Genomic DNA, 20,898 nt, shown 5'->3' on the forward strand with positions numbered 1-20,898 from the left:
GAAAGAAAAGAGCTGAAAAATCCCTTTCTTCTTTTCGCTTTTGCCATTTTTAACAAAGAAAAAAACTAGCTGAAATCATTCTCTCGCTAGTTTCTACTTTTTTATTTTTAGATAGTGGAACATGCCACATATTAGATAACAGAAAGTTCTTTTAACGCTTTCCAAATTCCATCTTGATCATTGGTATCAGTCACCATATTTGCTTCTGCTTGCACTTCAGGCACAGCATTTCCCATTGCCACGCCAATTCCTGACATACGGAGCATTTCTCGGTCATTTTGTCCATCACCAAAACTGATAATATCTTCTTGCGCAATCCCTACTTGTTCTGCTAAATGTAAAATCGTCGCAGCTTTCGAACCATCATGAGGCACAACGTCTACACTATTTTCATGCCAACGCACAAAGCGAATTTTATCATAATTAGCAAATTGTTGATCATAACTTTGATCAAAAAAAGCAAGTGCTTGGTAGATATCTTGTTCTTCAACAAAATATTGATCTAATTCAGGTAAAACGGCACCGAAAGAATGCATGGCTTCCTCCATTACATGAACATGATTAGAAGAAAAACGTTTGATGTTATCTAAGCTCACAAAAGCAGTGTCGACATTTTTTTCTTGCGCTTCTTTTACAAAATGATCTAGTTGTTCACGATCAAGAAGATTTTTGTAAACTTGTTCATGATCTAAAAAGCCTGCCGCACCATTACACAAAATATAATTTGTAAATGCTAAATCTCGAATCACTTCTTGCGCATGAAACCGACTACGTCCAGTTGCAATCGTTACGAGGTGTCCCGCTTTACGTAATTTGTCTAATGCTTCTCTTGTACTGTCTAATGCTTGTTTATTTGTATTTAGCAGTGTTCCATCAATATCAAATGCAAATAATTTGCGCTTCATTTTTTAGTCGTCTCTCTTTCTTATAGATACTTGCTTGCTTCTCTGATTGTCAAAGCATGCCATTTTCTTGTCAATTGTTCTTTTACCCACACAGCGTTTGTTTTACTGTAATCACGTAATGCCCAGCCTATCGCTTTTTCAATAAAAAATTCCTTAGTTGACTGATCTTCTAGGATCACTCTTTCTAGTAGCTGGACATTTGTCTCTTCTTTAAATCCTAACTGTAAGGTAATAGCTATTCTGCGCAACCAAAAATCCTCTTGCTTTTCAAATAGAAGGGAAACCGTTTCTAATTGATCCATATGCAGTTTACACCAAGTACTATAAACTTTCCGCCAAGCATCAATCGTATCCCACCATTCTTTTTCTTGTACCAAAGACATTAGGTGAACCAACTCATTTAAAGTTAGTCTTTTAATATTTTGTTGAATCAAATCAATGGCTAAATACTGATACTCTCGTTCTGATTTTTCATAATAAAAAGAGGTTATAAAAAGAAGTTCTGAAAGAGGCATTTTTTTACTTTTTAACAGCATCGCTTTTTGCCATTCCCAGCGTTCTGGTTTAGGCATACCAGCAAATGAAAATTGATTTTTCATATATGCAGCCATTTGATGCGCTTTTTCTTCATTTTTTGGAAAAATCAAATATTCCACTGTTTTTCCTCCTTAAAAAGTTCCAGCAAAAAAATCAATCAACATAAGCAGATTTTGATTGATTTAACCAAGCGTAGCCTAATCCCATGATTAAACCACCCCCAATATAATTTCCAATCAAGGCAAACAATAAGTTATGTCCGATATTACCTAACGTCATGGCATCCATTTGCCCATTAGACGCAAAAAAAGTTAAGGTAAAGGCAGGAAAATTGGCGATCACGTGTTCATAGCCTAAAAATGCAAAAATAAAAATAATAAACACGATTGTTAATACTTTCCCCGCATCATCTTTCATACGCATACTGATTAAAACAGCTGTATTCACCACAATATTGGCAAAAATAGCTTCAATTAAAATGGTGGTTGTTGATTTGGTTAATTTAGCGGTAATAGCCTCCATCATATAATTGTCTAATGTTAGATTTTGAAATGGGGTAGTAGCAGAAATCAACCCACCAAATAATAATCCACCTATTAAATTAAACAAAAGACAGGTACCTAATATCTTAGTCGCTTTTGAAATTTTTAAACGTTTACGGTAAACACCCACCGTCATGTAAAGCATATTTGATGTACCTAATTCTGCATTCATATATAAAATCATTACTAATGACCAACTAAACATAAAGGCATAAAGTATTTTTCCAAAACCGTGGGCAATGCTTTCCCCTTTAATAGCAATGGCAAATGCTACCGCTGTGCCTAATGTCAAAAACAAACACGCAAGCGTAGCACGTAAAGCATAGCGTGTCCAACTATTGTCAATCAAGTCCACTTTCTTTTCAACTGATGCGTCAATTTTTCCAAATAATGGTGATACTGGGTTCATCTCTTTTCTCCTTTAAGATTTGTTCAATGTTTTTACATTTTTTGACAATGCCCTCTTATTTTATAGAGAGATACTTGGTTTGTAAAGCGTTTTTAAACACTTGCGCTCTTGACATTTTACCTTCACTTCCATTATACTGAAGTTTGTGTAAAATAATGCAGCAGAAAAATAATAATACGTCCCTAGTTCATTGCCCCGATTCGGGTTCAATTGCGTAACCGCGGCTGCAAAGGTGAAGATTGAAGAATGAACTACACGATTATGAATTTTTCATCGGATTATTTTACTCCAAAAACTAAATTTATTTTATTGGAGGAAATTTTAATGTCTCGTTATACAGGACCATCATGGAAAATTTCTCGTCGTCTAGGTATTTCTTTATCAGGCACAGGGAAAGAATTAGCACGTCGCCCTTACGCTCCAGGTCAACATGGACCAAACAGCCGTGGCAAACAATCAGAATACGGTATGCAATTAACTGAAAAACAAAAACTACGTCACATGTACGGAATGAATGAACGTCAATTCCGTAACTTGTTCGTTAAAGCTAGCAAAATCAAAGAAGGTAAACACGGGGTTAACTTCATGATCTTACTAGAACAACGTTTAGACAATGTTGTTTATCGTTTAGGTCTTGCAACTACTCGTCGTCAAGCTCGTCAATTAGTTAACCATGGTCATATTATGGTTGATGGCAAACGCGTTGATATCCCTTCATACCACGTTGAAGTTGGTCAAGTGATCTCAGTTCGTGAAAAATCACAAAACATGGTAACAGTGAAAGATGCTGTAGAAGCAACTGTTGGCCGTCCTGCATTTGTAAGCTTTGATGCTGAAAAATTGGAAGGTTCATTAACTCGTTTACCAGAACGTGACGAACTATATCCAGAAATCGACGAAGCTCTTGTCGTTGAATACTACAACCAAAGCCTATAATTTCAAAAGTTTTGGTTTACGAGCCCGCTATCTATTTGATAGTTGGGCTTTTTATTTTTCCTACTTTTATTTCAACTATTCTTTCAAATCGTTCCCTAAAAGAATGGTTGTTCCTATCTTTTTTCTTGTCCAAAATTTTTTGAATGCAAAACAAAAAAGAGCTTGGGATAAAAAGTAAAGGATACTTTTATTCCAAACTCCAAACTTGTATAAATGGCATTTACAGCATTCAATTAGTAGCTCCTCAACAATAAGGGATAAACACATCGGTCTCAGCTTAACTTAGGTGACTAGACACAGAATACACTCTTCTTACTAGTCAATTCTCCTTTTTAACTGGGAAATTTTATCACTTTGAAGAGTTCGTCGTTTTTGTGTCACTTACTTTTGTATCGCTTAATTTAGTTTTACTTGTCTTGGTGTCAGTTGTTTTTGTATCGCTTGCTTTGGTCTTACTTGAATCAGTTGTCTGATAAGCCTGTAAAACATCAGTTAAATCTTTATCTTTTATTTTCACATTCGCGGCTTTTAATTCTTCGTCAATTGTTTTATTTATAAATTCATTGTTATTCATTTGTGTTTGCGTAGCAATTTCTTTTAGCTCCTTTTTATACTTTTCTAAGTTATCACCCTTAGATTGGTTCTTAATCATTTTCACTACATAATAATCATAAGCATAACTAGTAGAATTAATACTAGAGATAACATCGGAGATCCCATTACCTTTTAATTTAAAAGCAGCCTCCTTCACTTCTGTGGGAATAGTCGTTGTTTGTGAATCAAATTTTACTTTTCCATCTGCTTTTTTTGATGCCTCATCTGTTGATTTTTCTTTTACTAATTTAGAAAAATCTTCGCCTTTGTCCGCTTTTTCCTTTACATCTTTTGCTTCTTTTTCATCACTTAATTTGATCATTTGTACTTGTACCTCAGGATGAAAACTCTTCCAAGCTGTTTTTAGATCCGCATCAGTTATTTTTACATGTGCTTTTAACCCTTTGTCATAAGCTAAATTTTCTTTTATACGTTCTTTCAAGGTTTCTTTTGTCATTCCAGCTGCTTGCAATTGTGAATCAAAAGAATCTCCTAATTGTTCTTTTGTTTGTTTGTATTGTTCATCAATTTCTTTGTCTGTTACTTTGCTTCCATATTTGTCAACGAATACTTTATTAACAATCATCGATTGTAAGATTGACTTTGAATCGTTTGATTTTTTGATTTTATTGAAAATATCTTGTTCTGTAAACTTCCCTCCTTTAAACGTAATCGCTGATTGCTCCATAGAATTTGACGTACAAGCAGATAACGTAATAGTACCTATGATAAGGATGAACATTGAAACAATTTTCTTCATTTTTAGCTATCTCCTCCAGAAATATTGTTATTTTATTTAGAAAAGATCAAATAATGATGATCTTTGATCACTTATACAGTACCACGTTTCCCTATTGTCTTATACTTACACTTTTGTCATAGAATATAAAAAAAATGATCCACCAAAATGATTGAATTTATGATTGAACTTTTCTTATTTTGTTATATCGGAAATTCTCGTTTAAATTAAACTAATTTTCTCTCTTTATTTTAACCACCCTTCTTTACAAAAATCAGTTTTTCCTTTACAATTCCGTTAACCCTTAAAAAATAATGAGTTAACGAACTAGGAGGAACTATGACAAAATCACTCAAAGAATTAATTCTTGCAGCAGAATTTGCTGCTATTATTGCTGTACTTTCGCAGTTTACTTTCCCATTAGGTTTAATTCCTTTAACTGGACAGACCTTCGCTATCGGGTTGACAGCTACTTTTCTTGGTAAAAGAACGGGGACAGTCTCCGTATTCATTTATTTGTTGCTAGGTCTTATTGGATTACCCGTTTTTTCTGGAATGACTGGAGGAATTGGTGTATTATTTGGCCCTACTGGTGGCTACCTCATAGGTTTTATCGTACAAACTTGGTTGATTGGTTCGATTATGGAAAAAGTAGGATCACGCTATCCTATAGTACTGTCCGCCAACCTAGTTGGTTCAATAGCCGCATTATGTTGTGGCATGCTTTGGTTGATGATCAGTAGTGGACTTTCTCTTTATACGGCATTTTTAAGTGGCTTTCTCCCTTTTATTTTCCCGGAAGCAATTAAATCCATTGCTGCCGCTTCGATAGGTATGTTCTTGAAAAAACGTTTGTCACATTTTCGTTCTTTTCGTATAAAGGAATAACTAGAGAAAGAGTAACTATTGAACTTTTTCTCTTTTATGTAAAACGACGGAGTGCCACGTTTTTGTCTTTTTCAGATACAAATAGTTGAGGATTTTTTGTACCGTGTTCAGCAGAGCAAAATTTCCACTTACCACTAATCCCAAGGTCATCGCTAATATCTCAAAATAATGCTCTGATTCATTTTGATAGTAGCTATTCCCTAATATCTTTTTTGTCTCGTTTATGCCCATTATATCTAATTCTATAAAATGATTCGGTCGCTTTTCTATAGACATTACATGCTGAGTTTCTATTTTTGACGTTGTTGGCTTTAAGTTATCCATCAATTATTCTCCTTCTTTACAAAATTTTTATAGTACCCTTAAACCATACAAACTGCCTTGATTCAGTTCTATAATTTTGCAAAAAAAAATTTGGTCTAAACAAAGTTTAGACCAAATTTAAAAAATAATTTCGCTAAAAGAAATAAGTTCTAGTTTAACACATCAATAAAAAAAGTAGCTTTCTTATTTTTTGAGCATAGAGATAGCCTAGAGCTCCACTCGACAAATCCATTATTTCAAGAGCCAACCTCCGTCTATAGGGACAATTGATCCTTGAATATAACTGGCTTGAGGAGTAGCTAAAAATAAGGTCAACTCTGCTACTTCTTCTGGTCGTGCCCAACGTTTAACAGGAGTTTCATTTGCTACCCATTCTGCCATTTCGCCATTTCCTGCAAAATCTGCCACATTCATCGGCGTCTGAATTGCTCCTGGTGCAATCCCCTTAATACGAATGCCTTGAGCTGCATAATCTAAAGCCAACTGTTTTGTAAAACCAATGATGGCATGCTTCGCACTCGTATAAGCAATACCACCGCCACCAGCTACGAGCCCTGCAATTGAAGCCATATTAATGATAGTGCCAGATTTTTGTTTAAGCATATCAGGCAGAATCAAATGCGTTAATCGGTACATGCTTTTCACATTTACTTCAAAAATACGATCCCATAACTGATCATTTGTTTCTAATAGGGGTTTATAGTCATCCAATACCCCTGCTGTATTCAGTAAAATCGTCACTTTTCCAAATTGATCATGACATTGTTTGATGGCTTTCATTAATTGTTCTTTCTCAGTCACATCCCCTAAAAAATACGCAAAGTTTTCTGGATATTGCTTAGAAAGTTCTGCCATTGTTCTTAATTGGTGATCCAAACCAAAGACAAAGGCTCCTTGTTCTAAAAAAGCTTTGGCTTGTGCTTCACCGATCCCTGATGCAGCTCCAGTGACAAACACCACTTGTCTTGCTAAATCATGGTATCTATTTTTCATTCAACGATGATCCAATCTTCCGCTAGAATGTCACAGACTGTTGGAGCAAAACTAGAAAAACCTTCATCACTTGTTTTGATTAAAAAGTAAGGAGTAACAGGAGATCCTTCAAATTCTTCTCCATTAACAAGTACGACATAAAGTTCAAAACCGCTCCAACCTTTACGAAGTACTTTCGCTCCTTTTTTTAATTCTGGTAAAATTTCCTCAAATGTCATTTTTTCTCTTCCTTTCCTTTGCTTGTTTGAATCGATTTGATTCTGGTATAAAGTTCAATATAATCGGTTAACTGCAATTCTCCCGTGACAATAAAATATTCTAAATCAGACCAAGGCTTACGATGGACTTTACTTGTTGAAAGTAAGAGATCCACTTCTCTTCCACGATAATCTGTGGGTAAAAACACCAACTGGTAATCATTACGGAAAAAGCGCTGCAACCCTTCTACTAAAAGTTGTTCTTCAAATAAGGGAAAATCGGTCATCAAAAGAATCTTTACTTTTGGCAATTGTGGGGTAAAAGCACCCATCGTTTTTAAAACAGTTAAATATCTCCCCATCAAAAAAGAGGTATTTTGAAATGCAGGATGGTGAACTGATTGTTCCATCTCAAAAAACAAGTCAAGCCAATGCTTTAATTCCTCATTTTCAATGACTAAATGATTCATAAAATCGCTGTCGTTCCCGTCAATCGTTTCCTTAGCCTCAGGAAAAAGATACGCAAATAAATGGCTACTAAACAAATAATTTTCAGCTTCGTCAGTTAAAGGCTCCTCTACTAATCCTTGCTTTACTTGATAAACTTTCAAAGCCTTTTTTGCTTCAGAAAGAGCAGTATAAGGAGGTGATTGACTCAATTGGTGAAAAGAGAAGATACTTTTTCTGACTTTTTTATCCGTATAATACTCTTCTCGTGTCATTAATACCAAAAATAGTGCCCCCAATTCATCTTCATTTTGGAAATAATTGGGAAATACTGGCTGCATCCAGCGACAAAACTTTTGAAATAAAGGGTTATCAGTAATCAAGTGGCGCTTTCGTTCATTTAAAACCACATAATGTTTCTGTGATTTACGTAAGAAGAATGCACCTAACATATACTCTAATCTTCTTTTTTTGATTTCATTTAATCGAACATTAAAAAAAGCCATCATCTGTTCTGCAATATTTTTCACATCTAATTGCGAAATCGTTTCAAAGGGCCAAACTTTCCCGCGAAACAACTGCCAAAAAGTCATGTGTAGATAAAGTCGGATAATTTCTTCTTCTCCTTGGGCGATATAGGTTCCTCGTTGTAAAGAAATACCATAATTTTTTAATTGTTGTTTCCATTCATTAATCTTACGATGAGCGGTCGACTCACTGATATACTTTTTTTGTGCAAATTGATACATCGTATGAAATTCTTCAAAAAAAATATCGTGCAATAGCTGGTATTTCAGCGTGTTTTGCACGAGATAAATCAAAAAACGCTCATGTTCGATGGAATCAAGCGTGTCATAAAAATGATAGCCAAATCGAGGGGTTTTAATAAACAAAGACTGCCTATTCTCGCTAAAATGTTGATAATTTTTTGACAGTTCATTTAAATATTTCGCCACACTTCTTGCATCTATTTTTACAAGTTGCGCTAATTGTGCAGCTGTATGCCATTCACCATCTTCAAAACTTTCCAGCAGGAGAATCTTATAATAGAGGTCTTTATCAAATTGCTTTAAATATTTTGATGACAAATACAACTTTCACCACTCCTTTATGCTAGAACGTTTTTTTCATTGTAGCATAAATTCCGTTGATCCACATCAAAACAGACCAGCAAAAGGTTGAAATATCCATGGTAATAAAAAAACAGTCAGCAGGCCATTTACACAAATAGCTAATCCCGAAACAATCCCTTCAATCTCTCCCATTTCAATAGCTTTCGCTGTACCAATCGCATGAGATGTACTGCCTAAAGCCACTCCCTTGGCAATCGGGCTATTAATCTTAAATAAACGAAAAACGTGTGCAGCAATCAATGAACCAAAAATACCTGTAGAAACTACAATAGCTAACGTCACAGCGTTGATCCCACCCATCGTATGAGAAAGATCCACTGAAATTGCTGTAGTCACTGATTTTGGTAATAAAGAAATCACCATCTCTTTTTTTAATGTAAATAAATAGCCGATTCCTACACTTACCAGACAATTTGCCACGATTCCCGCTACAATTGCTAGCACTACTGGAAAAACATTTTCTTTTAACAAATGAAAATTTTTATACAATGGAATAGCCAATGCCACGGTGGCAGGCGTGATCAACATCGTCAAAAAACTACCTCCTACATTATACTCTTGATAACTAATACCAGAAAAATGAAGAAAGAAAATAATGACCAAAATAGATAAAACAAGCGGATTGATAATTGGCCATTTGTATTTACGTAAAAATTTATCAGACAGCACGTAAACACCTATTGTCAAACTTAAACCAAATAATGGATTACGAAATAATTCAGTCAATTTGTTGCCCCTTTCTTTCTACTTCTTGAATTGTCCGTACTTTAGTCGTTTGTTTAAGACGGACATACCGCAAAAATTTCTCAACACCCTCAGCAGTTTTTCCTACAACCACCATCGTAACAATTGAGCAAATCACTACTGCACCTAGTAAAATCGGCCAAATGACTGCAATATCTGCAAAATAATCAAGTAACCCGACACCTGCCGGGACAAACAAAATCGTTAAATTATTTAATAAAAAATCACCTGTTTTCCCTAAATTTTCAGGTTTAATTATACGCATTTCAAAAGCAAGAAATAAAAATAAAATACCGAGAATACTTCCTGGGATAGGTAAATGAGCCAATACTCGTGTGCCCTCGCCTAAAACAGAAAATAAAAGGATGATAAAAAATTCTTGAAAAAATTTCATTCAATAAACACTCCTTACGTCTAGTTTTCATTTTACTAACAAACTTTTTCTGAAATTTTCAAAACATGTTGTTTCTAACAAACATTTTTTGAAAAAAATACTTATTTTTTTTTGGTATATTTATACTTAAGATTGGTGTTTTATGGAAAAGTTTCAAATATTGTTTTGGAAGTTGGTCAGATTTCTTTTATACATAGAAATCATTTTTTGTCTGCACTTATTTATGACCAATGAAAATAACAGAAGCGAAACACTACACCAATTGTGTCGACGTTTCTTTTTTTTTGCATTTTTATAATTTTTGGAGGTATATATGGATTATTCACTTATGACCCGTCTAGTGGCGGAAATGATCGGTACAGCTTTATTAATCGTTCTTGGTAATGGCGCTGTAGCAAACGTAGATTTAAAAGGTACAAAAGGTTATGGAAGTGACTGGATGCTTATCGCTGTGGGATATGGTTGTGGTGTTATGATACCAGCAATGATCTTTGGTGGAATTAGCGGAAACCACATTAATCCTGCATTCACGATTGCACTTGCTTCTAATGGTTTATTCCCATGGGCGGAAGTTTTGCCTTATATTGCTGCTCAATTAATTGGTGCAATCATCGGACAATTAATTGTTGTTGCTTGTTACAAACCTTATTACGATCAAACAGAAGACGTAAACCACGTATTAGGTACGTTCTCAACAATCAATAGTGTTGGTTCTAAATTCAACGGTTTTGTCAATGAATTCTTCGGTTCATTCGTCTTATTCTTTGGCGCACTAGGTATTACTAAAGCACCATTTTTCCAAGACAATCTTGGAACAGCTCATTTAGCCCTTGGTTTTCTTGTTTGGACATTAGTTGCTTCACTAGGCGGTCCTACAGGTCCAGGACTAAACCCAGCACGTGACTTTGGTCCACGTCTGTTACATGCAATCCTTCCTTTGAAACATAAAGGATCTTCACAATGGGAATATGCATGGGTACCAGTTGTTGCTCCAATCTGTGCCGGTATCGTTGCGGTATTCGTATACAAATTCTTATTTATGGCTTAATTTAGACAAACAGCCAATGAGATGACGGTTAATCGTCATTTCATTGGCTGTTTTTTTATAAGATAACTGTAGCTATTAACTGAATAAATAGTATGCACATAAGATCAGTTACAATTAAAACATAAATATAAGGTTGCGAAAAACATGGTCTTAATGCCATAGAAGTAATACTGAACGCTATTTATTCGATTTTAAGATTTTGAAAACAATTGGTGTCCCATAGGTTTCAATTATCACAACAATTTTTTGGAACATCTTCTTCATTTGATTGTTTCTTTAATAACTTTTTCACTCTGCTTTGTCTGTCATTGATTTTGGTTATAAACAACAAAATGCTTAGCATCAATTATAGATTTCTATTTATTTTTATTTTTTGAAAAAGTAGTTATTTTCATGTTTTTAATTATACCATACTTAGAAATAGCTAAAGAAGCAAATTTTTCAACTTAATAAATGGAGGTAAATTTATGACTTATGTAAACAAATTGCAAAAATATCTAGATATTTTTGCACTCTCATTATCATTTAAACGCAATGATAATTGGTTGTCTCGTGTGGAGGAACATAGTTCCAATTATTCTACCTTGTTTTCGATTTATAGCCAAATGCTTGAACAAGATCAGGAGGAATTTTTTGCACGCTCATCCGATAAAAAAGCGATCATCCGATCACTTGATAGAAGTAAATTATCCTACTCTATAACCAATAATCTACAACTCTTACATATATTGGAACAAATGACACCAAATGATCCTGCAGATTTCCTGATTTTACCATTACGCTGTACTGTTGAACCTCCTGCAACAGAAGGTCATGTTTTTGGTTCCTATATTTATAAAGAAAAAGATGGATATAAAATTTTCTTGGTTAACAAACAATTTAAAGATGCATCTATCTATTTTGTTACGATTCCCAATAATAACATGCCCTCAGTTTGTGATCAGTTAGTTTTAAACAAATACAATCCACATCCTGAACAACCTTATTATATCTACCACAAAATCATTGAGCACGCAAACGGTAAACAAATAACTCCACTATCTTATCGGATGCATCCTCAAAAGACAGGAAACTGTATCGTGAAAGAAATAGAAGCCACTGTAAAAACAGCCCTCTTTCACTGTCGCCACGATCTATTTGCCTCACAAAGTTTAGGAAAAATCAAATGGAACACTCAACCTGATTCCGTTATAATGATGCGTATGTATTTTTTAGACGCAATAAAACAAGAATTTAACGGACCCCAAAAACCTTTTGATTTATTATTTAAACTTTATCTACAAAGAAAGGAAAGAAATAAGATTTTATGCTTTTCGCCATTTGAAACAAAAAAAAAGATTCATCAAGAAATCAAAAGCGAAATGAATAAATACCCTGAAATTCAACAAATTTTATCCGGAAAAAATATTTATGAAGAAGGAATAGTCATTAAGAGAATTGATTTTTTTTCGAAGTTATCTGCTGAAAATCAATGTAACCTTCCTCACAACAACGCAAAAGAAAAAGTGATGCTTTTCGAAAAAATAGCTAAGGCAAAAGAAAAAACAGAAATAATTTTCCAAGAAAACAGTAAGAACAAAAACGCTAAATCCCAAGTGCCACTAAGTATCGATCAATAGCAAAAAAAGCCATGACAAGCTTATCCTTAATAAGGAATAATTGTCATGGCTTTTTCAAATTCTTTTGATAAATATTGAGTTTGATAGGCACTAAACATTGGATGATGTGCCCGTAATAAAGCACGTAGTTTCATGGGATTATAACGATCAATCAGCTGATACTCTTGCACAAAGTCTCTAGTTAACTGCCATTCATAGTAATAACCAAACGGTCGACAGCTATAGATCGTTCCATGGATCATTTTATCTTCAAATCTGCGATGTGTATGACCGAAAACCACTTGTTTAATATGGCTGTATTGATCCAGCAATCTCCCAAAAGAAGCGGAACCTAAAAAAGCATTCAATTTATTCCACCGTTCATAAGGCGCTTGTTGATACACAATAAATTCTTTTTGGGGAACGAAATGGGTAGCTAAAACCACATCAAGTCCTTTAGATGCAGTGATATCTAATAATACTTTGGCCGCTTTAAGAAAACGCGCATTTACTTCAAGATCATCTCCTTCACGCTTTATAAATCGGTCATACCAGTAAAGATTCTTCATGCGAAGGATTTGTTTATGTTCTTTCAGATCAGAGAATTGATAATCATACCAGCCATTTAGCCCTAGTAAAATTGTGCGTTCATTTAGAGCAAGATAGCGTTCATTTAGAAAATGAGGGGCAGGAAAATGGTTCATCATCTCTTCACCTGTGACATCTGCTAATTCATGGTTGCCAAAGTTAAATGTGGTTGGTAATCCCTTTTTAGCAAAAAATGCAACGACACCTTGGCAAATATCAACTTTATTGGCTACATCCCCTGCCAAGTGCAGTCGGGTAATGTTTTTTTTATTTAAGACATCCAACAACATCATTAATTCTTTTTCACTGAATTTATTGATATCCACATGTAAATCGCTAATAATAGCTAACTTCCCCATTTTCTTACCTTCTAACTTTCTTCATTCATTTATTCTGCGTGCATGATTTGCAAGTTCCCTTTCAATAATCCACTTGCTCCTTTTAGTTGTAAACTTTTATATGTGGGTTCAACAGCAATCGTTGTAGGATTATCCATGTAGATCAACGCACTTTTTTTGATCCAAATCACTCCAATTGGTGTTTTTACTTTTTCAGTGTAGAGACTCAAGTCCTTCGTCGTATTTTTCTTGACAATAATTAAACGAAAAGACGTATCGAGTTGGCAAGTCACTCGACTATCTGCAAATGGGCCATCGCCATCTTCTATATCAAATAACACTTGCTCACCTTCGTTTATTTGATTTTGTAATTTTTCTTTAGCTTCTTCTGTTAATAATAGTTCCATTATAATCACCTCAAGTTTAGCTTAATGATTTTACAAATGGGATGCAACTAACTTGTTTAGACCGTATATCTTTTTCCTTCTATCCAATTCCGTTCATCTCTTTCTATTAATAATGAGATATTTATCTGAAAAAGTTTTCTTGCTACCTTTTCCCACTTTTGGAAAAATACGTAGTCCGCTGCTTTCTAAGCTATGATAGACTAGCTAATGTTCCAAATCAATTAATTAAAAGGATATGAAGCTATGAATGATTATGAACTACGCTATGAAATTTTAGCTATTACATTAGGTATGAAGAAAAACGATAAAATTTTTGCTGTGACGGCGGACTTAAAAAAAAGTTATCTTATACTATTTTCAGCCTATCAAAAAATGATCGAACAAGATACTAACGCTTTTTTTGTTGATAAAGAACAAAAAGAAAAAATCATCGCTTCACTCAAAAATACACTTGATTTTTATGAAGCAACCAATAGAGAGTCTATCAAACAGCTACTTGAAAAACTTGAAAATAATCATCCTACCTCCTTTTTTATGCTTCCACTCGACTATTTAATCAATGATTCACTTGATGCTATACATACTTCTGGAATCATCGTTTATAAAAGAGACGAAGCCTATACCCTCATGATGGTTGATAAGAATCGCTTTGATCCAGTAAATTATATCACTATTGCTAAAGATGATTTGGATAGTCTTAGTCATTATTTATTTCATAGTAACAAAGTCCATCCATTCGACAAGGATCTCTATGGTGAGCTAAACGAATTTGTTTTTTTATCAAAAGAAAAAAAATTATCACCACTTAATATTAAAATGAACAAGCAATTTATAGGCAATTGTGTGTTCAGCGAGATTGAAGCAACTCTGAAAACAGCACTTTTTAACTGTAAAATAAACCTATTTGAGCATCATCCATCTCAAACGACAATTTCACCAAAATGGGGCTCTATTTTTTCCTTTCATTCAACATTAGAAATGCGAAGAAGATTCCTTACAGCTTTAAAAACAAATAATACTGAATTTAATAAAACATTGGATTATCTTTTTGAAACCTATTATTTAAACCGAAAAAATTATGCTAAAAAAATAAAATGGAAAAGAGATGAAAAGTTCATAAATCGATTAAGCAATAAAAATGACCCTCTTTCTAAACTAAAATATTTTATGCTAAGACCATTTTTTCAAATAGAGGGTCAATCAAAGTGGATTCATTATAAAATCGAGAACGCAAAAAAATTTAGAGCTGATCCTAAAACTAAAATAGACTTCACATCCATTCAACAAAAATTAGAAAAATCTACACCTACTGATCAGATAGAAAATCTTACTTTTTTACATTCACGCTATTCCTTCACCAATGAAAGATAGCATTGAAATTTAGCTAGTTCACTTTTAACATATATGTGCAACACTGTTTTTTCCGTTAAAGTGGACTAGTCTTTGTTTATAGTTAGGACTATCATTCTTATTCAGATATAACTCCTACGTGGTTATTCTTTTTGTGCTAACCACTCCTTTTGTGTTATTCCTCGCAAAACCAAAGTAACGACTTTCCCCTTTGAACGTCTTGCATATGGGATGACTCCTTCTTTTTTCATGCCGATCTTCTCCATCACACGTCCAGAATTTGGGTTTTCTACATCATGATAGGCATAAATACGAATCAAGTTTAATTCTTCAAAACCCAGCTTTAATAATGCCTGACAAGCTTCAGCAATAATCCCTTTTCCCCAATACTTTTTATTTAAGGTATAACCAATCTCTGCATTATCTTGGCTTTCTTGCACTCTTAAATCAATGGTGCCAATCAATTGATGCGTGTCTTTTAATTCGATCCCGTATTTTCCTAAGGGAGTTGCCATAAAGTAATTGGCAATGTTATTTTTTGTATCGGTAATTGATTGATGCATTGGAAAAACAAAATGCGTAGTTTCTTCATCTTTTGCGTATTCATACATATCTTGTGCATCTTGTAATGTTACTGGTCGTAAAATCAAGCGCTTGGTTTCAATTCTTTGATATTGTGCAAAAATAACATTTCGACTGTTTGTTTCTTCCATTTCTCTTCCTCCCATTTACTTGTTCATTTTATTCACTGTATCGAAATTTATTCAGCGTGGCAAGTGACAAACATTCTAGAAAATACCTAGCTAATCTATTCATCTTAAACTAGTCTTAAAATCGCAATGAGTGACTCAAAAGTAAAAAATCCTTAATCATTCCTTGAAAAACAATAACTTTTTGTTCACGTTTTATTAACAACTTTCAGGTATCTTTAGTTTAACAAATAAAAATAACGGATGATGGAGGGATTTCTATGAGAGAATATGTAAAAAGAATCTATTTTATTGAAGAAACACAAAATATCGAAGGGTCTTACATTGAAGTAAAAACACTCTTTGTCAATGAAGATAAAGAAAAGGCTCTTTCGGTATTTAAAAAAATGTCTCAAAAACAACTGCCTTCTTTTGGTTTAATTTTAAGTGAATATAAAATTAAAGCCGAAGAAAGTTATTTTTACCAATTACTAAAACGTTGGTCGCAGCTACCTGTCGATTTTTATCGCACAATGACCATATTAAATTATCAAACATTAGCTGAAACAAAAATGTAGCTTTTTAAGACTTACTTAAGGTTCGTCTTTTATCCTTGTAGTTACCAAAGAGGAGGCGAACTAGATGCTTAAAAAATACTTCACGGCACCAATCTAGAATTGATCCTTACGAAGTAGATAATGAATTTATATTGAAGACGGATTTCCCAAAACATGTCACTGATGAGCAGAAAAATTAAAAATGATGGTAATATAGCTAAATTAATAGAGGAAAAAGACCAAACGATCTCGAAAATAGGAAGTTAAATTTCGAAATCATTTGGTCTTTTTCTAAAAGTGAAATTTTCCAATGTATTTTTAGTTCAATGCTTGCTTTACATCTTCAATCATTATCTTCATTGACTCTAAGCCACCGCCACTCAAATACCATACATCAGGTTGTAGTGAAATGACTTTCTTATTTTTCCCCGCATCAGTTTGAGCAATGAGTTCATTAGCAGAAACATTGTCCTTACTGTCATCTCCTCCAATTGCTTTCGTACGGTCAACTACAAAAAGAATGCCCGGATTTTTTTCTAAAATATATTCATAAGAAACACTTTGTCCATGAGTAGAAGCCTTAATTTGATCATCTGCTTGTTTGAAACCAAAGACATCGTGTATCAAGCCAAATCGAGAGCCAGAGCCATATGCCGATAATTGTCCTTCATTGACTAAAGTAACTAGCGCAGTTTGATCAAGTTTACTTGTTTTTGCTTTTACCTCTTCGATTTCTTTGTCTAAGCTAGCTAATTCTGTTTTTGCTTTGTTTTCTTTATCAAAAATTTCAGCTAAAGTATTTACATTTTGCTGGATGGAGTCCCACGGTTTGTTTGCATCAACAGCTAAGTATAATGTTGGAGCAATGTTGCTTAATTCTTCTTGATAATCACTTTGTCGTCCAGAAATAATAATCAGGTCAGGTTGCATTTGATTGATCTTTTCTAAATCAGGTTCTTTAAGACCACCCGCTGAATCAACTTTATTATATTTATCTAAATAATCAGGTAAATTTGTGGTCGCTGCACCAATGACTCTATCGCCTACCCCTAAAGCATCTAAAGTATCTAAAGACCCATTATCAAATACGACCACTTTTTGTGGGTTCTTTTGGAGTTCTACCTTCTTGCCGTTACTATCATTCACGGTTAAAGAAGCTGTTTCTTCCTTACTTGTTTTTGTATCAGCAGCGTGATCTCCTTGGTTGTTCCCGCAAGCTGCTAATCCTAATGTTGCGACTAATAAAAAACTGACAATTAATTTTTTCATTTCTATTCTCCTTTTTTAGAAATAAAGACAGAATCTGCGTCCTTCAATTTCGCAAACTCGAATGTTCATTTCATATAATTCATCTAAAATGTTCTTTTGGATAATTTCATTGGTTTTCCCTTGAATAAATAGTTCTCCATTTTTCATCGCAATGATCTCATCGGCATAACTCGCTGCAAAGTTAATGTCATGAAGAACAATAACAATTGTCTTGCCTAAATCTTTCACTAATTGTTTTAAAATTTGCATGATTTGCACGGCAAAATTCATGTCTAAATTATTTAAAGGCTCATCAAGCAAAATATAGTCCGTATCTTGAGCTAAAACCATGGCAATGTAGGCTCGTTGCAATTGACCGCCTGAAAGAGTGTTGATGGTTTGCTTTTTTAGTGAAATTAATCCTAAATGTTGCAACGATTCTGCTACAATTTGTTGATCTTTTTTTGTTAACTTGCCTTTTGTGTAAGGAAAACGGCCAAACTCTACTAGCTCTTCTACAGTCATTTGCATACTGATACCATTTGACTGCCGTAAAATAGATAATTTTTTGGCTAATTCTTTGGATCGCCATGCTTTTACTTCATTATGATCAAGATATATTTCCCCCGTATCTTTAGCAATCAAACGACTAATCAACGAAAGAACGGTCGATTTTCCAGCGCCATTCGGACCAATAAAAGCTGTTAATTTTTGTTCCTCAATCGTTACATTGATATCTTTCACGACGTGTTTTTCATGATAGCTTTTATTGACCATTTTTAAATCAATCATCCTATTGACTTCCTTTCTCGAACCAATTTGGACATAAAATATAATCCACCTAAAAATTCTACGATGACACTAACCGTGGTGTTCCACCTAAAAATTTGTTCAACAAAGAGCTGTCCGCCAGCCAAAAAAAGTAAAGAAACAAAAAAACTACCTAAAAACAACTCGCTATGCCGATAAGTAGCAAATAATTGATAGCTAACATTTGCCACAATAAATCCTAAAAAAGTGACGGGTCCTACTAAAGCTGTGGCTGTTCCAGTTAAAAGACTGACACAACACAAAATGAAAAATTGAAACCGGTCTGTATCTATCCCTAAATTGATCGCCTGGGAATGTCCTAGATGAAAGACGTCTAGATACCGATATTTAGAAAACAAAAGCAACCATGTACAACCAATCAACAATGCTGCTGGTAACAAATAATGATTCGGTATATTACCAAAATTTGCAAATAATTTTCCTTGTAATAAATCATATTCATTAGGATCCATCACTACTTGTAAAAATGTACTCACACTACGAAATAACGTACCTAAAATCACGCCCGTCATTAAAAGTAAAAATAAGTTTGTTTGACCCTTCTTTAATAAAAAATAGAACAACAATTGGCTAAGTCCCACCATCATAGCAATGTTTGCTAAAAAAAATCCCACACCTGTTTGTTGCAACATCGTTACGCCACCTAAAACAAAGAAAAGAATCGTTTGTACAAGCACATATAGGGAATCTAAACCTAATATCGAAGGTGTCAAAAATTGATTTTGTGTAATGGTTTGAAAACTGATCGTAGCACTGCTTGTAGCTAATGAAACGAGCATAAAAGCAAATACCTTTTTACTGCGCAAAGTCCAAGCAAATTGCCAGTTCCCATACGTATTAATCGTCAAATAACAACCTACAACTAAAACAACAGAAAGCACTAACCCGATAAATACACCCTTTTTTTTAAGCATTTTTTCTCCCCCTTATTAGTAGATAGAGAAAAATAATTGCTCCGAGTATTCCCACAATCACACTTACAGGAATTTCATAAGGGTAAATCACTAATCGTGCAACCAGATCGCAAAAAAGCAAAAAAATACTTCCTAATAATGCCGTGAAACCTATCGTTTTATGTACTTGATCGCCATACAATCTTGCTGTGATATTTGGTATAATCACTCCTAAAAATGGAATACTTCCCACCATGATCAATACAACTGCACTGGCTAACGAAACAAGCCCAATTCCTAATAATTGCATTTTTTGATAGTCAATCCCTAAATTCACCGCAAGCGATTCCCCCAAACCAATAATAGTGAATCGATACGCAAAAAAATAGATGACCACTAATAATGGAACCGTGAGATAAAGCAACTCATAATCCCCACGAATAATTGTGGCAAAATTTCCTTGTAGCCAAGAAGACATATTTTGGATCAATTGAAATTGATACGCAAAAAAAGTAGCAATTGAACCAATGATGTTTCCAAGCATGACACCGATCAAAGGGATCATCAATTGGTTTTTTTGTGGAAAAGACCGGGCAAAAAATAAAAATAATAATGTACCAGCAAAAGCAAACAAAAAAGCAGAGAATGAACGCAAAAGTAAGGAGGTATTGGGTAGAAAAAGCATAACCACTAAAATACCTAAACGTGCACTATCCATTGTTCCAGCCGTTGTGGGAGAAACAAATTTATTTTGCGTTAAATGTTGCATGATCAAGCCACAAATACTACTAGTTGCTCCTGCTAAGATTAAACAAACCGTTCGTGGTAAACGCGTAGCAAAAAATAATTGCGTACTCTGCCCTTTAAACTGGAGCAAATCCAATAGTTGAATGTTTGAGACTCCCACCAATAAAGAGCAGATTATAAGTAATGACATTAAGCCAACGAGCCAACCGTAACGCATCAAATGCTCCTTTCTAATTGATAATGATTCTCATTCTTATTCTAAGTGAACCGATGAACAAAAGCAACCCGCTTTTTATCTTTTTAGTCATTGTTTCTTTCTATGGTATAATTTAATTAAAAATATCAAGTAAAGGGGGATTTTGATGGCAAAAGATGATTTACAAAGTCACTTAGACAAAGGAATGTATGGTACGCCCTTAGTCAATCCAGAAGAACAACATCAATATATGGGAACATTTCGCGAACGTTGTTATTTAAGTATGACAATTACTGAGATGAAAGACCCTGTAAATAAAGAAAATTTTTTAAAAGAACTGGAAAATCAACCTGATGCAACAGTTCTTCTAAACGGCTTATTACCTTTAGCATTACAAAATCAATATATCCAATTAGCTACAAAAAAAAATGTACACTTTACAATTGTCAATGATTTTGTATCTGATGATCCAAACAGCTTTGGCTTACTATTAACAGCCAAAGAAGCAGTCAATGAACCAGTGATTGATGTCGAAAAGAAGTACCCTAAAGATGAATCCCTTCCACAAAAAGAACAGCCAAAGAAAAAAAGTTTCTGGAAACGTTTCTTTTAAAAATAAATAGATA

At 34.1% G+C, this 20,898-nt stretch carries 24 protein-coding genes; 7 read left to right on the forward strand and 17 right to left on the reverse strand.

Features of this window, described 5'->3' with window-relative positions:
* Positions 1 to 131: 131 nt before the first annotated feature.
* From EVI01_RS05705 to EVI01_RS05715, 3 genes are read right to left on the reverse strand one after another with little or no spacing between them, the layout of a single operon-like run.
* Positions 132 to 905 carry a Cof-type HAD-IIB family hydrolase gene (locus tag EVI01_RS05705; RefSeq protein ID WP_010750736.1) on the reverse strand — a complete coding sequence of 258 codons (774 nt, stop codon included), beginning with the start codon at positions 903 to 905 and terminating at the stop codon, positions 132 to 134.
* 20 nt (positions 906 to 925) lie between these two features.
* Positions 926 to 1,561 (reverse strand): DNA alkylation repair protein, encoded by a 636-nt coding sequence (locus tag EVI01_RS05710; protein WP_010750737.1) that lies wholly within the window; start codon positions 1,559 to 1,561, stop codon positions 926 to 928.
* Positions 1,562 to 1,595: 34 nt separating this feature from the next.
* On the reverse strand, positions 1,596 to 2,393 hold the full coding sequence (locus EVI01_RS05715) for a formate/nitrite transporter family protein (RefSeq protein ID WP_010750738.1): 798 nt from the start codon (positions 2,391 to 2,393) through the stop codon (positions 1,596 to 1,598).
* 324 nt (positions 2,394 to 2,717) lie between these two features.
* Between EVI01_RS05715 and rpsD the strand changes: the two genes are divergently transcribed.
* Positions 2,718 to 3,329, forward strand: coding sequence for a 30S ribosomal protein S4 (gene rpsD / locus EVI01_RS05720; protein ID WP_010750739.1), 612 nt, complete (start codon positions 2,718 to 2,720; stop codon positions 3,327 to 3,329).
* A 349-nt stretch (positions 3,330 to 3,678) separates the two neighbouring features.
* Here the strand turns inward: rpsD and EVI01_RS05730 are convergent, their stop codons facing one another.
* Entirely contained in the window at positions 3,679 to 4,683 is a 1,005-nt protein-coding gene (locus tag EVI01_RS05730) for a peptidylprolyl isomerase (protein ID WP_010750740.1), read from the reverse strand.
* 318 nt (positions 4,684 to 5,001) lie between these two features.
* Here EVI01_RS05730 and EVI01_RS05735 point away from each other — a divergent pair, with 318 nt between their 5' ends.
* Positions 5,002 to 5,550 (forward strand): biotin transporter BioY, encoded by a 549-nt coding sequence (locus EVI01_RS05735; protein WP_010750741.1) that lies wholly within the window; start codon positions 5,002 to 5,004, stop codon positions 5,548 to 5,550.
* A 15-nt stretch (positions 5,551 to 5,565) separates the two neighbouring features.
* Here the strand turns inward: EVI01_RS05735 and EVI01_RS05740 are convergent, their stop codons facing one another.
* The 6 genes from EVI01_RS05740 to EVI01_RS05765 form a co-directional block, all read right to left on the reverse strand.
* On the reverse strand, positions 5,566 to 5,874 hold the full coding sequence (locus EVI01_RS05740) for a hypothetical protein (RefSeq protein ID WP_010750742.1): 309 nt from the start codon (positions 5,872 to 5,874) through the stop codon (positions 5,566 to 5,568).
* A 231-nt stretch (positions 5,875 to 6,105) separates the two neighbouring features.
* Positions 6,106 to 6,867 (reverse strand): 3-oxoacyl-ACP reductase, encoded by a 762-nt coding sequence (locus EVI01_RS05745; protein WP_010750743.1) that lies wholly within the window; start codon positions 6,865 to 6,867, stop codon positions 6,106 to 6,108.
* A complete protein-coding gene (locus tag EVI01_RS05750; RefSeq protein WP_010750744.1) occupies positions 6,864 to 7,085 on the reverse strand; it encodes a DUF2829 domain-containing protein in 222 nt (73 codons plus the stop codon). The genes EVI01_RS05745 and EVI01_RS05750 overlap by 4 nt, the downstream gene beginning before the upstream one ends.
* The gene (locus tag EVI01_RS05755) at positions 7,082 to 8,605 is read right to left on the reverse strand and encodes a helix-turn-helix domain-containing protein (protein WP_010750745.1); all 1,524 of its coding nucleotides are present in this window, start codon (positions 8,603 to 8,605) and stop codon (positions 7,082 to 7,084) included. The genes EVI01_RS05750 and EVI01_RS05755 overlap by 4 nt, the downstream gene beginning before the upstream one ends.
* Positions 8,606 to 8,668: 63 nt before the next feature.
* The gene (locus tag EVI01_RS05760; protein WP_010750746.1) at positions 8,669 to 9,370 is read right to left on the reverse strand and encodes an LrgB family protein; all 702 of its coding nucleotides are present in this window, start codon (positions 9,368 to 9,370) and stop codon (positions 8,669 to 8,671) included.
* Positions 9,363 to 9,782 (reverse strand): CidA/LrgA family protein, encoded by a 420-nt coding sequence (locus tag EVI01_RS05765; protein WP_010750747.1) that lies wholly within the window; start codon positions 9,780 to 9,782, stop codon positions 9,363 to 9,365. The genes EVI01_RS05760 and EVI01_RS05765 overlap by 8 nt, the downstream gene beginning before the upstream one ends.
* Positions 9,783 to 10,095: 313 nt before the next feature.
* Here EVI01_RS05765 and EVI01_RS05770 point away from each other — a divergent pair, with 313 nt between their 5' ends.
* Positions 10,096 to 10,830 (forward strand): MIP/aquaporin family protein, encoded by a 735-nt coding sequence (locus EVI01_RS05770; RefSeq protein WP_010750748.1) that lies wholly within the window; start codon positions 10,096 to 10,098, stop codon positions 10,828 to 10,830.
* 467 nt (positions 10,831 to 11,297) lie between these two features.
* Entirely contained in the window at positions 11,298 to 12,449 is a 1,152-nt protein-coding gene (locus tag EVI01_RS05775) for a hypothetical protein (protein ID WP_010750749.1), read from the forward strand.
* 26 nt (positions 12,450 to 12,475) lie between these two features.
* On the opposite strand, the gene EVI01_RS05780 is transcribed toward EVI01_RS05775, so the two are convergent.
* Together EVI01_RS05780 and EVI01_RS05785 are read right to left on the reverse strand one after the other, a co-directional pair.
* Positions 12,476 to 13,375: a metallophosphoesterase gene (locus EVI01_RS05780; protein WP_010750750.1), complete on the reverse strand. Its 900-nt coding sequence runs from the start codon at positions 13,373 to 13,375 to the stop codon at positions 12,476 to 12,478.
* Positions 13,376 to 13,404: 29 nt separating this feature from the next.
* Positions 13,405 to 13,761 (reverse strand): iron-sulfur cluster biosynthesis family protein, encoded by a 357-nt coding sequence (locus tag EVI01_RS05785; protein WP_010750751.1) that lies wholly within the window; start codon positions 13,759 to 13,761, stop codon positions 13,405 to 13,407.
* A 243-nt stretch (positions 13,762 to 14,004) separates the two neighbouring features.
* Here EVI01_RS05785 and EVI01_RS05790 point away from each other — a divergent pair, with 243 nt between their 5' ends.
* Positions 14,005 to 15,132: a hypothetical protein gene (locus tag EVI01_RS05790; protein ID WP_146811568.1), complete on the forward strand. Its 1,128-nt coding sequence runs from the start codon at positions 14,005 to 14,007 to the stop codon at positions 15,130 to 15,132.
* 122 nt (positions 15,133 to 15,254) lie between these two features.
* Here EVI01_RS05790 and EVI01_RS05795 read toward each other — a convergent pair whose 3' ends face one another.
* Complete coding sequence (locus EVI01_RS05795) at positions 15,255 to 15,824, reverse strand: GNAT family N-acetyltransferase (protein ID WP_010750753.1); 570 nt, start codon at positions 15,822 to 15,824, stop codon at positions 15,255 to 15,257.
* A 257-nt stretch (positions 15,825 to 16,081) separates the two neighbouring features.
* Between EVI01_RS05795 and EVI01_RS05800 the strand changes: the two genes are divergently transcribed.
* Positions 16,082 to 16,378 carry a hypothetical protein gene (locus EVI01_RS05800; RefSeq protein ID WP_010750754.1) on the forward strand — a complete coding sequence of 99 codons (297 nt, stop codon included), beginning with the start codon at positions 16,082 to 16,084 and terminating at the stop codon, positions 16,376 to 16,378.
* Positions 16,379 to 16,675: 297 nt separating this feature from the next.
* Here EVI01_RS05800 and EVI01_RS05805 read toward each other — a convergent pair whose 3' ends face one another.
* Genes EVI01_RS05805 through EVI01_RS05820 form a run of 4 tightly spaced genes read right to left on the reverse strand, consistent with a single transcriptional unit; the run spans position 16,676 to position 20,293 of the window.
* Positions 16,676 to 17,626 (reverse strand): siderophore ABC transporter substrate-binding protein, encoded by a 951-nt coding sequence (locus EVI01_RS05805; RefSeq protein ID WP_010750755.1) that lies wholly within the window; start codon positions 17,624 to 17,626, stop codon positions 16,676 to 16,678.
* Between the two features lie 15 nt (positions 17,627 to 17,641).
* Positions 17,642 to 18,397, reverse strand: coding sequence for an iron ABC transporter ATP-binding protein (locus tag EVI01_RS05810; protein ID WP_010750756.1), 756 nt, complete (start codon positions 18,395 to 18,397; stop codon positions 17,642 to 17,644).
* On the reverse strand, positions 18,394 to 19,350 hold the full coding sequence (locus EVI01_RS05815) for an iron chelate uptake ABC transporter family permease subunit (RefSeq protein WP_010750757.1): 957 nt from the start codon (positions 19,348 to 19,350) through the stop codon (positions 18,394 to 18,396). Before EVI01_RS05815 ends, EVI01_RS05810 begins: the two co-directional genes overlap by 4 nt.
* Positions 19,343 to 20,293: an ABC transporter permease gene (locus EVI01_RS05820; protein WP_010750758.1), complete on the reverse strand. Its 951-nt coding sequence runs from the start codon at positions 20,291 to 20,293 to the stop codon at positions 19,343 to 19,345. The genes EVI01_RS05815 and EVI01_RS05820 overlap by 8 nt, the downstream gene beginning before the upstream one ends.
* Before the next feature lie 145 nt (positions 20,294 to 20,438).
* Here EVI01_RS05820 and EVI01_RS05825 point away from each other — a divergent pair, with 145 nt between their 5' ends.
* A complete protein-coding gene (locus EVI01_RS05825) occupies positions 20,439 to 20,885 on the forward strand; it encodes a YueI family protein (protein WP_010750759.1) in 447 nt (148 codons plus the stop codon).
* The last annotated feature ends 13 nt before the right edge of the window (positions 20,886 to 20,898 follow it).

It is taken from the genome of Enterococcus villorum, from assembly GCF_007990225.1.
Taxonomy (GTDB): domain Bacteria; phylum Bacillota; class Bacilli; order Lactobacillales; family Enterococcaceae; genus Enterococcus_B; species Enterococcus_B villorum.

Excerpts from the sequence above, each read along its gene's own strand:
- EVI01_RS05745 (WP_010750743.1), bottom strand. The coding sequence starts at position 6,867 with ATGAAAAATAGATACCATGATTTAGCAAGACAAGTGGTGTTTGTCACT.
- EVI01_RS05750 (WP_010750744.1), bottom strand. The coding sequence starts at position 7,085 with ATGACATTTGAGGAAATTTTACCAGAATTAAAAAAAGGAGCGAAAGTA.
- EVI01_RS05825 (WP_010750759.1), top strand. The coding sequence starts at position 20,439 with ATGGCAAAAGATGATTTACAAAGTCACTTAGACAAAGGAATGTATGGT.
- EVI01_RS05815 (WP_010750757.1), bottom strand. The coding sequence starts at position 19,350 with ATGCTTAAAAAAAAGGGTGTATTTATCGGGTTAGTGCTTTCTGTTGTT.
- EVI01_RS05770 (WP_010750748.1), top strand. The coding sequence starts at position 10,096 with ATGGATTATTCACTTATGACCCGTCTAGTGGCGGAAATGATCGGTACA.
- EVI01_RS05785 (WP_010750751.1), bottom strand. The coding sequence starts at position 13,761 with ATGGAACTATTATTAACAGAAGAAGCTAAAGAAAAATTACAAAATCAA.
- EVI01_RS05805 (WP_010750755.1), bottom strand. The coding sequence starts at position 17,626 with ATGAAAAAATTAATTGTCAGTTTTTTATTAGTCGCAACATTAGGATTA.
- EVI01_RS05780 (WP_010750750.1), bottom strand. The coding sequence starts at position 13,375 with ATGGGGAAGTTAGCTATTATTAGCGATTTACATGTGGATATCAATAAA.
- EVI01_RS05715 (WP_010750738.1), bottom strand. The coding sequence starts at position 2,393 with ATGAACCCAGTATCACCATTATTTGGAAAAATTGACGCATCAGTTGAA.
- EVI01_RS05810 (WP_010750756.1), bottom strand. The coding sequence starts at position 18,397 with ATGATTGATTTAAAAATGGTCAATAAAAGCTATCATGAAAAACACGTC.
- EVI01_RS05795 (WP_010750753.1), bottom strand. The coding sequence starts at position 15,824 with ATGGAAGAAACAAACAGTCGAAATGTTATTTTTGCACAATATCAAAGA.
- EVI01_RS05765 (WP_010750747.1), bottom strand. The coding sequence starts at position 9,782 with ATGAAATTTTTTCAAGAATTTTTTATCATCCTTTTATTTTCTGTTTTA.
- rpsD (WP_010750739.1), top strand. The coding sequence starts at position 2,718 with ATGTCTCGTTATACAGGACCATCATGGAAAATTTCTCGTCGTCTAGGT.
- EVI01_RS05800 (WP_010750754.1), top strand. The coding sequence starts at position 16,082 with ATGAGAGAATATGTAAAAAGAATCTATTTTATTGAAGAAACACAAAAT.
- EVI01_RS05740 (WP_010750742.1), bottom strand. The coding sequence starts at position 5,874 with ATGGATAACTTAAAGCCAACAACGTCAAAAATAGAAACTCAGCATGTA.
- EVI01_RS05775 (WP_010750749.1), top strand. The coding sequence starts at position 11,298 with ATGACTTATGTAAACAAATTGCAAAAATATCTAGATATTTTTGCACTC.
- EVI01_RS05730 (WP_010750740.1), bottom strand. The coding sequence starts at position 4,683 with ATGAAGAAAATTGTTTCAATGTTCATCCTTATCATAGGTACTATTACG.
- EVI01_RS05735 (WP_010750741.1), top strand. The coding sequence starts at position 5,002 with ATGACAAAATCACTCAAAGAATTAATTCTTGCAGCAGAATTTGCTGCT.
- EVI01_RS05820 (WP_010750758.1), bottom strand. The coding sequence starts at position 20,293 with ATGCGTTACGGTTGGCTCGTTGGCTTAATGTCATTACTTATAATCTGC.
- EVI01_RS05705 (WP_010750736.1), bottom strand. The coding sequence starts at position 905 with ATGAAGCGCAAATTATTTGCATTTGATATTGATGGAACACTGCTAAAT.
- EVI01_RS05790 (WP_146811568.1), top strand. The coding sequence starts at position 14,005 with ATGAATGATTATGAACTACGCTATGAAATTTTAGCTATTACATTAGGT.